This is a genomic window from uncultured Zoogloea sp., assembly GCF_937894855.1.
GTDB lineage: Bacteria > Pseudomonadota > Gammaproteobacteria > Burkholderiales > Rhodocyclaceae > Zoogloea > Zoogloea oryzae.
Map to the genome: position 1 here is coordinate 20,143 of NZ_CALAYQ010000079.1, position 11,508 is coordinate 31,650.

Genomic DNA, 11,508 nt, shown 5'->3' on the forward strand with positions numbered 1-11,508 from the left:
CCGGCGCCCCGCCGCCGCATGCCGAGCGGGGCGTTTCTGCTTGCAGCGGCTACAATCCGCCCCTGCCGAACAGGAAGCCGCCGATGCCCATCCACCGCCTCTCCGAACACCTCATCAACCAGATCGCCGCCGGCGAGGTGGTCGAACGCCCCGCCTCGGTGCTCAAGGAAGTGCTCGAGAACGCCATGGATGCCGGCTCGACGGTGGTGGACGTGCAGCTCGAACAAGGCGGCGTGCGGCGGATCCGGGTGGCCGACGACGGCTGCGGCATCCCCAAGGACGAGCTCCCGCTGGCCCTCGAGCGCCACGCCACCAGCAAGATCGCCAGCCTCGACGACCTGGAAAACGTCGGCACGATGGGCTTTCGCGGCGAAGCCCTGGCCGCCATCGCGGCGGTGTCGCGGATGAGCATCACCAGCCGCTTCGAGGGCGCCAGCCACGCCTGGCGCATCGACGCCGACCCGCGCGAGCTCGCCCCCGCCGCCCTCAACCACGGCACCGTGGTGGATGTGGCCGACCTGTATTTCAACACCCCGGCCCGGCGCAAGTTTTTGAAGAGCGAAGGCACCGAGTTCGCCCACTGCGACGACGTGTTCCGCCGCATCGCGCTGGCCCGGCCCGACGTGGCGATGCAGCTCACCCACAACGGCCGGGTGAGCCTGCGCCTTGCCGCCGGCCGCCGCGAGGCCCGCGTCCGCGCCCTGCTGGGCGACGATTTCGTCGGCGCCGCCCGCAGCATCGAGGCCGAATCGGGCCTGCTGCGCCTCACCGGCTTCGCCAGCCTGCCCGCGTATTCGCGCAGCAGCCGCGACGCCCAGTTCTTCTACGTGAACGGCCGCTTCGTGCGCGACAAGCTGGTCACCCACGCCATCCGCGAGGCCTACGCCGACATCCTCCACGGCAGCCGCCACCCGGCCTACGTGCTGTTCCTGGAACTCGACCCGTTCGGGGTGGACGTCAACGTGCACCCCGCGAAGATCGAGGTGCGCTTCCGGGATTCCCGTGCGGTGCACCAGTTCGTCTACCACGCCCTCAACCGCGCGCTGGCCGCCTCTGGCGCCGCCCAGGCCGGCGAATCCGCCGCCGTCAGCGACATCCCGCAGGCCCAGCCCACGGCTGCAGCGCAAACCGCCCATCACTTCCCGCCGCCCCAGCAGGGCCGGCTGGCGATGGAGCCGGCGTCCCGCGCCTACTTCGACTTCGCCGCCTCGGCCCGCCCCGCCGACGCCCCCGCGCCAGGCTTTGCCGCCACCGCCTTCGCCCCGCGCTCCGGCCCGGCCACGTCGCCCGCCCCGGCCCCGATGCCCGCCGGCGACCTCGCCCCGCCCCTCGGCTACGCGGTCGCCCAGCTCCACGGCGTGTACATCCTGGCCCAGAACGAAACCGGCCTCATCGTGGTGGACATGCACGCCGCCCACGAACGCATCCTCTACGAACGCCTCAAGACCGTCCTCGACGGCACCCCCGGCGTCCAGCGCCTGCTGATCCCCGCCGTCTTCGGCGTCGGCGCCAAGGACATGGCCACCGCCGAAGAGCACGCCGAACTGCTGGAGCGCATGGGCTTCGAGATCGGGCCCGCCGGCCCCACCGAGCTCGCCGTGCGCAGCGTACCGGCCCTCCTCGCCCGCGCCCCGGTGGCCGAGCTGCTGCGCGCCCTGCTCGCCGAGCTGCGCGACTACCCCGCCACCGAAGTCGTCACCGCCCGCCGCAACGAGCTCCTCGCCACCATGGCCTGCCACGGCGCCGTACGCGCCAACCGCAACCTCACCCTGCCCGAGATGAACGCCCTGCTGCGCGAAATGGAAGCCACCGAACGCGCCGACCAGTGCAACCACGGCCGCCCCACCTGGACGCAACTCTCGATGGCCGACCTGGACAAACTGTTCCTGCGCGGTCGCTGACACATCCAGCGAGGCATCTGCGGTTGCCCTCCCCCGCCGGGGCGGCGACAATATCGGGTTGATCCTGAAATCCGCTCTTCCCGTGAAACTCGAACGCATCCTCCAGAACCAGGGCTTCGGCAGCCGCCGCCAGTGCCGGCAGCTCGTCGAGCTCGGCGAAGTCCGCATCAACGGCGAAGTCGTCGATGATCCGGGCGCCGAAATCCCCACCGCCGGCCTCGTCTATGAGATCGAGGGCGAAGCCTGGACTTACCGCGAGAAGACCTACCTCGCCCTCTACAAGCCAGCCGGCTTCGAGTGCTCCCACGAGCCCAAGCACCACCGGGGCGTGTATTCGCTGCTGCCGCACCCGCTGGTGGTGCGCAACGTGCAGAGCGTCGGCCGGCTCGACGTGGATACCACCGGCCTGCTGCTGTTCTCCGACGACGGCGCCTTCATCCACAACCTGTCGTCCCCCAAGAAGCACGTGCCCAAGATCTACCGCGCCGAACTGGCCGAGGACGGCACCGACGCCCTCGTCGAGCGCCTCCTCGCCGGCGTCAGCCTGATCGACGAGCCCCAGCCGGTGAAGGCCCTCACCGCCCGCCTGCTGGCCCCGCGCACCCTCGAAATGTCCATCGACCTGGGCAAGTACCACGTCGTCAAACGCATGATCGCCGCCGCCGGCAACCACGTGGACAAGCTCCACCGCCACGGCTTCGGCGGCCTCGCGCTGGGCGAAGGCGTCCTCGCCGGCCTGGCCGAAGGCGAATGGGTCTACCTCGAAGCGGCCGACCTCCAACAACTGCATCCCGCTGCCTGAAAGGGCCCGCCATGACCGATACGCCCCGCCGCCGCGCGCCCCTGCCCACTTCCGAAGGCACGCTCAAGCTCAAACCGCGCACCGCCGCCCCCGCCACCCACAGCGCCGACGCCGATCCCGCCCCGGCCAAACGCGGCGGCGGCAACGACTGGCGCAAGCGCAGCAAGGCCTCCTACCCGGACCAGGCCAACGCCGAGCCGCCCCGCCGCAGCCGCGCCGACGACGCCCGCCCGCCCCGCGACGACAGGCCCCGCGACGATCGCCCCCCGCGCCCGGCCGGCGACCGCCCGGCACGTCCCTTCGGTGACCGCCCCGCCCGCCCCTACGGCGAACGCAGCGCCGACGACCGCGGCCCGCGTCGCGACGACAACCGCCCGCCCCGCACCGGCGACGACCGGCCCCAACGCCCCTACGGCGACAAGCCGCGTGGCTTTGGCGACCGCCCGGCGCGTCCTTCCGGCGACCGCCCCGCCCGCCCCTACGGCGAGCGCAGCGCCGACGACCGCGGCCCGCGCCGTGACGACAACCGCCCGCCCCGCACCGGCGACGACCGCCCCCCGCGCCCCTACGGCGACAAGCCGCGTGGCTTTGGCGACCGCCCCCAAGGAGAACGCAGCGCCGAGCGTCCGGCCACCGATCGCCCGCCGCGCCACGAACGCAAGCAATGGACCGGCGAACCGCGTCCCGCGCCGCAACTCTCGCCGCTGCGCGACGACGGCTCGATCCGTCTCTCCAAGCGCATGACCGAGCTGGGCCTGTGCTCCCGCCGCGAGGCCGACGAATACATCGAGAAGGGCTGGGTCCGCGTGGATGGCCGGGTGGTGAGCGAGCTGGGTTCGCGGGTGCATCCGGGCCAGGTCGTCGAGCTCGACCGCCGCGGCCAGACCGCCCAGGACAGCCGCGTGACCATCCTCCTCAACAAGCCCGTCGGCTACGTCTCCGGCCAGGCCGAGGACGGGTACCAGCCGGCCAGCGTGCTGATCACCGCCGAGAACCGCTGGGCCGAAGACCCGTCGGAAAACCGTTACCTGCACAGCCATCACCGCGGCCTCGCGCCCGCCGGCCGGCTCGACATCGACTCCATCGGCCTCTTGGTATTCACCCAGGACGGGCGCATCGCCCGCGCGCTGATCGGCGACGACTCGAGCATCGAGAAGGAGTACCACGTGCGCGTCGAAGGCACGCTGTCCGAAGACGGGCTCAAGCTGCTCAACCACGGCCTGTCCCTGGATGGCGAGGCGCTGCGTCCGGCCAAGGTCAGCTGGCTGAATGAAGACCAGCTGCGCTTCGTGCTGCGCGAAGGCAAGAAGCGCCAGATCCGCCGGATGTGCGAACTCGTCGGCCTGAAGGTCGTCGGACTCAAGCGGGTACGCATCGGCCGGGTGATGCTGGGCCATCTGCCGCCGGGCCAATGGCGCTACCTCGGTGCCGACGAATTGTTCTAGAATACTCACATCGCATCAAATCCCCATGAAACCATGTTCGTTCCTCCGGCAAGCGGTCTGCTCGCTCCTATTCGGCATGGCCGCGGCAGGCGCCTGCGCCGAGGACAAGCTCTACGAGGGCATGCTGCTGCCCGAGGATTTCGCCGGGCCGATCACCGTCACCGTCGAACTGCGCGACCTTCACGGCGTGCTGGTCGGCCGGGTCAAGGCCAGCCCGCCGATCTCGGCGGTCGGGCAGATCAGCTCCGGCGAGATGATGGGCGACAAGTGCGACTTCACCGTGCCATTCAGCTCGTCGATGGTGCTGCGTTTCGTGGGAACCTGTTCCACGAGCATGTTCGAGGGCCGCTACACCCAGGCTGGCCGGCGGGACGCCAGCTCCCGGGGTACCTTCCGGCTGATGCGCAAGGAGCCCGACAAGGACGAAGACACCCGCGAGGCCCTGCGCACGCCGGTCCCCACGGGTTCGCTCACCGAGTGCATCACCGCCAACACGCGATGCCTCGGCGCCTGCCCCAAGGGCGACTACAACACCGAGTTCCTGTGCTCGAACCGCTGCCGTACCAAGTACAAGGCCTGCAAGAAGGCGGTCAGCCCATAACGGGCAAGGCCGGCACCTTCACCCGGAAACTAAATTCGTCCCCGCGCAGTCCGTCAATCCTGGCTATAACCATCTTGGCAACATGGGAGGCGTAGTGGTCGACGAACACAACGAAATCCTGTTCTGCGCCGAGGATGAAAGCCGTGCCCCCGTCCAGCCCGGCTGGAAGGTGCTGATCGTCGACGACGAAGACGATGTCCACCAGGCCACGGTGTTCGCGATGCGCAACCTGCCCATCGCCGGCCGGCCCCTCGATTTCCTCCACGCCCACAGCGCCGCCGAAGCCCGCCGCATCCTTGCCGCCCACACCGACATCGCGGTAGTCCTCCTCGATGTGGTGATGGAAGAGGTCAACGCCGGGCTCGAACTCGTCCGCCACATCCGCGACGAACTCGGCCAGCAGGAGATCCGCATCATCCTGCGCACCGGCCAGCCGGGCTACGCGCCGGAGATGGAAGTCGTCCGCGACTACGACATCAACGACTACAGGACCAAGTCCGAGCTCACCCGCATCAAGCTCTACACCACGCTCACCGCGGCAATCCGCTCCTACAGCCAGCTCCACATCATCTCGGCGAGCCGGCGGGGCCTCGACCTCATCGTCCAGGGCAGCGCCCGCCTGATGGCCGAGCGGGGCATCAGTGATTTCGCTGCCGGCGTCATCACCCAGATCACCGGCCTGCTCGGCCTGCCGACCGAGGGTCTGATCATCACCCGCCGCCAGAACAGCGGGCCGATCGATGCGGCCAACCTGCGGGTGGTGGCCGCCGCCGGGCGCTACGTGGGCCTGCTCAACCAGCCCCTCGACCAGCTCGAGGACGGCGAGGTGCGCGGCATGCTCATCAAGAGCCTGGCCGACGAGACCAGCCTGTTCAACGGCACGCGCACCGTGCTGCTCTTCGGCGGCCGCTCCGGCATGATGATGGCGGCCTACATCGACACCGTGGCGCCGCTCGCCGACACCGACCAGCAGCTCATCGATGTGTTCTGCACCAACATGGCGGTGTGCCTCGACAACCTCGATCTGCTCGCCCAGCTCAACGCGTCGGCCTTCGTCGACCCGCAGCTGCGCCTGCCTAACCGCACCCGGCTGGTCCAGGAGATCGACCACCGCCGGCGCCAGGGCGGCGACGAACTGCTCATCCTCCTCAACCTCGACCACTTCTCCGAGACCAACGAAGCCCTCGGCCACCCCTACGGCGACCGCATCCTGCGCGCCGTGGCCGACCGGCTGGTGGAGCACTGCGCCCGCCAGATCATGGTCGCCCGCGTGCACGGCGACACCTTCGGCCTGCTCGGCCCCCGCGCGCTGCTCAACCCCGAGGCCATCGCCGGGCTGTTCCAGGAGCCCTTCGAGATCGACCTCACCGAGCAGATGATCTCCGCCAGCCAGGGCTGCGTGATGCTGACCGAAGTGCCCGGCGACGGCGCCGATACCCTCAAGAACGCCACCATCGCCCTCAAGCGCGCCAAGGCCAGCGGGCTCGGCAGCTACTGCTTCTACGACCGCGAGATGGGCACCGAGGTGCAGGAGCGCGTGCGCCTCTTACGCAACCTGCGCAGCGCCTTCCAGCACGACCGTCTGTTCCTGTGCTTCCAGCCCCAGATCAATCTTGCCGATGGCCGCATCGTCGGTGCCGAGGCGCTGCTGCGCTGGAAGGCCGAGAGCGGCGAACTGATCCCGCCCGAGCGCTTCATCGCCATCGCCGAATACTCCGGGCTGATCGTCGACATCGGCCAGTGGGTGCTGCGCAACGCCTGCCATCGTCAGGTCGCCCTCACAGAGGCCGGCTTCGCCGGTTTTCGGATGGCGGTGAATGTCTCCCTCGCCCAGTTCCGCCACCCGCGCTTCATCCAGACGCTCCAGGGCGCCATCGCCGACACCGGCATCAATCCTGCCCTGCTCGAACTCGAGATCACCGAATCCATGGCGATGCTGGAGCCCGACTACATCACCGGCGTCATCCGCGAGGTGAAGGCGCTGGGGATCAGCGTGGCCGTCGATGATTTCGGCACCGGCTTCTCGTCCCTGTCCTACCTCCAGCAGCTCGACGTGGACCGGCTGAAGATCGACCGGGGCTTCATCCGCGCCATGCAGACCACCGGCGGCGCCGGCGGAAGCATCGCCCAGACCGTCATCCAGCTTGGCCGCAACCTCGGGCTCAGCGTGATCGCCGAAGGCGTCGAGACCGTGGCCCAGGCCGACGCGCTGCACCAGCTCGGCTGCGACGAGGCCCAGGGCTTTCTCTTCGCGCGGCCGATGGAAAGCACCGAACTCGCCGCCTGGCTCGCCGGGCTGCGCGACGGCTACCCGCTCCCCTACTGAGGTGCGCCCCGTGCGCATCCTGCTGATCCGTGTCGCCGCCGGGCTCGTCCTCCTCGGCGGCCTGCTCCCGACGGCAGTGGCCGGCAACATCGTGCGCCTCGCCGCCATCGAGCGGGAACCTTACGCCGGCGCCACCCTGCCCGACCAGGGCTACGTGCCCGAAGTCGCCCGGGCCGCCTTCGCCCGCAGCGGGTATCAAGTCCAGACCAACTTCTACCCCCCCGACCGGGCCCGCCACATGGCCGAATCCGGCGAGGTGGACGGCTGGATGCCGGTTCATGCCGACCCAGCCCTGAAGTCCGGATATCTCCTCTCCGCACCGCTGCCCGGCGACCAGCTGGGATTGCTTAAGCGCAAGGATTCCCCGATCCGCCTGCCCGCCGATGCCATCCGCCGCCCGGCCGCCGCCCTCGAAGCCCTGGCCAACCTGCGCTTCGGAATCACCCGCGGCAGCCTCTCCGGCGCAGCAGCGGCCGCCGTCGCCCCGCTACGCACCGAGCGGGTCGCCCTCGATCTGCAGAACCTCGACAAGCTCGCCAATGGCCGGATCGATCTGGTGCTGATCGACAAGTACCTCGCCGCCGACCTGATGGCCCTGCAGCGCCCCCAGTACATCGGGAAGCTGGAATTCCTGTCGCCGGTGCTGTTTCCCAGCAGCTTCCACCTGGCCTTTCCCCTGAGCAGCCCTCGCCACGCCGAATTGCAGCAGGCCTTCGACGCCGGCCTCAAGGCCCTCGAGAAGGACGGCAGCCTCAGCCGCATCCTTGCCCGCCACGGGCTCTCGGTACCTGCCAGCCCCAAGGGCAGAGGCGTCCGCATCACCATCGGCACCGTCAACAACCCGGACATGCAGATCATGCAGCGCCTGTCCCGGCAGTTTGAAAAGACGCATCCCGGGGTCGAACTCGAATGGCGCGTGCTCGAAGAGAACATCCTGCGCCGCCGCACCCTCAGCGACCTCGCCATCGCCGACGGCCAGTTCGACGTGATCACCATCGGCCCCAACGAGGCCCAAACCTGGCGAAACGGCTGGCTCTCCCCGATCACCGGGCTGCCGGCCAGCTACGACCTCGACGACATCCTGCCCAACGTCCGCCAGCAGCTCACCGTGGGAGACACCCTCTACGCCCTGCCCTTCTACGCCGAGAGCTCGATGACCTACTACCGGGCCGATCTCTTCCGCCAAGCCGGGCTGGTGATGCCGGCGCGGCCCACCATCAAGGAAATCCAGCGGTTCGCCCGCCAGCTCCACCACCCCGAGCAGCAGCAGTACGGCATCTGCCTGCGCGGCCGCCCCGGCTGGGGCGAGAACATGGCCACCGTCAGCACCCTCGCCAACACCTTTGGCGGCCGCTGGTTCCGGCCCGACTGGACGCCCGAGATCGACTCGCCCGAATGGATCAGGGCCGTCGACTGGTATCTCGACGTCCTCCGCAACTACGGCCCGCCCAACCCTGAGCGCAACGGCTTCAACGAAAACCTGCAGCTCTTCGCCGATGGCCACTGCGCCATCTGGATCGACGCCACCGTGGCAGCAGGCAGCCTCTACAACCCGAAGGAATCGAAAGTCGCCGGGGTGCTGGGCTACGCCCCGGCGCCGGTGGCGGTCACGGTACGGGGCGCCCACTGGCTATGGACCTGGGCACTGGCGATCCCCGCCTCCACCACCAAGCGGCAGGCGGCGCTGGCGTTCATCACCTGGGCGACGTCAAAGGATTACATCCGCCTGGTTGCCGCCGACCAGGGCTGGGTTGCCGCGCCACCGGGCACCCGCAGGTCCACCTACCAGAACCCGGCCTACAAGGCCGCCGCACCGTTCTCCGGTTTCGTGCTCGACGCCCTCGCCACCGCCGACCCGCGCAACCCGACCCTGCGGGCAGTGCCTTACACCGGCATCCAGGTGCTTTCGATTCCCGAATTCCCCGCCATCGGCAACGCCGTGGGCCAGGAGATCGCCCAGGCCCTCACCGGTGGCCAGAGCGCCGAGCAGACGATGCACCGGGCCCAGATCCGCACAGTGAAGCAGATGCGGGATTCCGGCTACCTGCCCTGACCAGGCCGCAGCCCCCCCCCCCCCGCCAGCACTCAGGCCGCCGGGCGCTCCGGCGCCGTCAGGGGGATCGCCACACGAAACTCTGCCCCCCGCCCCGGCTCGCTCACCACGTCAATGGTGCCGCCCAGCAACCCCATCACGATGTTGCGGGCGATGTGCAGCCCCAGGCCCGACCCGCCCTGCCCCATCTTCGTCGTGACGAAGGGCTCGAACAAGCGCCGACGCACCTCCGGCGCAATCCCCACGCCGTCATCCCGCAGCACCAGCAGCAACTGACCATCGCCCCGCAGGTGTGCGCTGATCGTCACGCAGCCCGACGTCCGCCCGACGAAGGCGTGGGTCAGCGCATTGAGCACCAGATTGGTCAGCACCTGCCCGAGGGGGCCAGGGTAGCTGTCCATGCTCACCTCGGCCAGATCGGTCTCGATGCGGTAAGGCGTATGGTTGAAGCGTGGCCGGACCATGATCAGCACCTCGTCCACCACCTCGACCAGGCTGAACTGCCGGCGCATGTCGGTCGTCTGATCCACCGCCAGCTGCTTGAGGCCACGCACCAGATCGGCCGCCTTGGTCACGTTGCGTTGAAGGATGTCCTGCCCCTGCCGGGCTTCAAGCAGATGCTGATCCAGATCGGAGCGCCGCAGGGTGTTGGACGCCACCCGTCGCACCATCTCGGCAAGCTGATCCTCCAGCGTCGTCACCACCGTGATCGCGTTGCCCAGGGGCGTGTTGAGTTCATGGGCGACGCCCGCCACCAGGCTGCCGAGCGAAGCCAGCTTCTCCGCCTCGATCAGCCCGCTCTGGGTGCTCTTGAGCGCCTCCATCGCGCCGCGCAGATCGTCATTGGCTTTCGACAGCGCCTCGGTTCGCTCGGCCACCCGCTGCTCCAGCAGGGCCGACTGGGCGGTGAGCTCCCGGTTCTTGGCGTGCAGATCCTCGAAGGCACCCAGCAGCGCCACCCGCATGTTCTCCAGCGCACGGGCCACGCCGCCCAGCTCGTCGTCGCGCAACGGGCGGATCTCGCCGCCCAGGTCTCCCGTCGAAAGCCGGCCCGCCGCCGCAGCCAGCGCCTCCATCGGCAGCAGCAGCCGGCGCTGCAGAAACGCCATGATGAGCATGCCGCCCAGCACCAGCATCGAAATGGTGATCAGCATCGTCCGCCGCACCGCATCCGCAGCCACCTCGAGGTAGGGCGCGGCGCTCATCGTCACCACCACCTTGCCGATCACCTCGCCGTTGGCGTCGATGTCCACCTCGCTGCGCATCACCGCGACAGCATCGGCCGCCCCCGCACCCACGTACTCGACAAACGGCTGGCTGCCCGCCCGGTCGAACACCACCACCGAGACGATCCGCCGGTCGTCGGCCGCCAGCGACCGGACGATGCCCTCGGCGCTCTCCCGGGCGTAATCCCACAGCTGCCCCTGCATCGTCAGGGCCAGCACGCGGGTCGTGCGAGCCAGATCCCGGGCCAGATCGGCGCGCGCCCGCTCCTCGCCCAGGAAACGCTCGATGGCAAAGGTGGTCGCCCCTGCGGCCACGAGCCCCAGCAGCACCGCCAGCAGGGTGATCCAGCGCACCCGGGCCAGCAGCAGGCGTCCGCCCTGATGCAGCCTGGTCCGGTTATCCAATGGGGTCTGACTCATGATTTATCCACTTATCCTGAGCCGGCGAGACTAGCACGACCGGCCCCCGGGCGAACCACCGCGGCGGCCCATTCCAAGCAGGAAGCTCATGATATAGTTCGAGGTTTTCCCGAATCCGCCAGGGCCACGATCATGGAAGCAGAACGCCTCAACGCCATCTCCAACAAGCTCGCCGACCTGAAGGCCCGGGAGCTCGAACTTCGGAGGTATCTTTGACTACGACAACAAGGCTGAAAAGCTGATCGAAGTCAGCAAGCAACTCGAAGATCCCGACATCTGGAACGACGCCGCCCGGGCCCAGGAGCTCGGCAAGGAAAAGAAAGCCCTCGAAGGCGTCGTGCTGACCCTCGACAAGATCGAACAGGGCATTGCCGACGGCAAGGATCTGTTCGAACTCGCGTCCATGGAAGACGACGAGGACACCATGCAGGCCGTCGAGGCCGATGTGGCCACCGTCGAAGCCAGCGTGGGCGAGCTCGAGTTCCGCCGGATGTTCAACAACCCGATGGACGGCAACGCCTGCTTCATCGAAATCCAGGCCGGCGCCGGCGGCACCGAGGCCCAGGACTGGGCCGGCATGCTCGAACGCATGTACCTGCGCTACTGCGAACGCAAGGGCTTCCAGGTCGAGCTGCTCGAAGAATCCGAAGGCGAAGTGGCCGGCATCAAGAGCGCCACCATCAAGGTCGGCGGCGAATACGCCTACGGCTTCCTGCGCACCGAAACCGGCATCC

7 protein-coding genes and 1 pseudogene are annotated in these 11,508 nt (G+C 69.0%); 7 read left to right on the top strand and 1 reads right to left on the bottom strand.

The features are described 5' to 3' along the window. Nucleotides 1–83 precede the first annotated feature (83 nt). From mutL to Q0672_RS10175, 6 genes are all read left to right on the top strand, one after another. Nucleotides 84–1,901, top strand: coding sequence for a DNA mismatch repair endonuclease MutL (mutL, locus tag Q0672_RS10150; protein ID WP_298621911.1), 1,818 nt, complete (start codon nucleotides 84–86; stop codon nucleotides 1,899–1,901). A gap of 82 nt (nucleotides 1,902–1,983) precedes the next feature. Next, entirely contained in the window at nucleotides 1,984–2,703 is a 720-nt protein-coding gene (locus Q0672_RS10155) for a pseudouridine synthase (protein ID WP_298621913.1), read from the top strand. A gap of 11 nt (nucleotides 2,704–2,714) precedes the next feature. After that, on the top strand, nucleotides 2,715–4,148 hold the full coding sequence (locus Q0672_RS10160) for a pseudouridine synthase (protein ID WP_298621915.1): 1,434 nt from the start codon (nucleotides 2,715–2,717) through the stop codon (nucleotides 4,146–4,148). Nucleotides 4,149–4,224: 76 nt separating this feature from the next. After that, on the top strand, nucleotides 4,225–4,749 hold the full coding sequence (locus Q0672_RS10165) for a hypothetical protein (protein ID WP_298621917.1): 525 nt from the start codon (nucleotides 4,225–4,227) through the stop codon (nucleotides 4,747–4,749). A 94-nt stretch (nucleotides 4,750–4,843) separates the two neighbouring features. After that, nucleotides 4,844–7,075, top strand: coding sequence for an EAL domain-containing protein (locus Q0672_RS10170; protein WP_298621919.1), 2,232 nt, complete (start codon nucleotides 4,844–4,846; stop codon nucleotides 7,073–7,075). A 10-nt stretch (nucleotides 7,076–7,085) separates the two neighbouring features. Next, nucleotides 7,086–9,128: an extracellular solute-binding protein gene (locus tag Q0672_RS10175; protein WP_298621921.1), complete on the top strand. Its 2,043-nt coding sequence runs from the start codon at nucleotides 7,086–7,088 to the stop codon at nucleotides 9,126–9,128. A 32-nt stretch (nucleotides 9,129–9,160) separates the two neighbouring features. On the opposite strand, the gene Q0672_RS10180 is transcribed toward Q0672_RS10175, so the two are convergent. Then, complete coding sequence (locus tag Q0672_RS10180) at nucleotides 9,161–10,774, bottom strand: ATP-binding protein (RefSeq protein ID WP_298621923.1); 1,614 nt, start codon at nucleotides 10,772–10,774, stop codon at nucleotides 9,161–9,163. A gap of 132 nt (nucleotides 10,775–10,906) precedes the next feature. On the opposite strand from Q0672_RS10180, the pseudogene Q0672_RS10185 reads away from it, so the two are divergent. After that, nucleotides 10,907–11,508 (top strand): annotated as a pseudogene (locus Q0672_RS10185) (PCRF domain-containing protein); the annotation flags it as partial.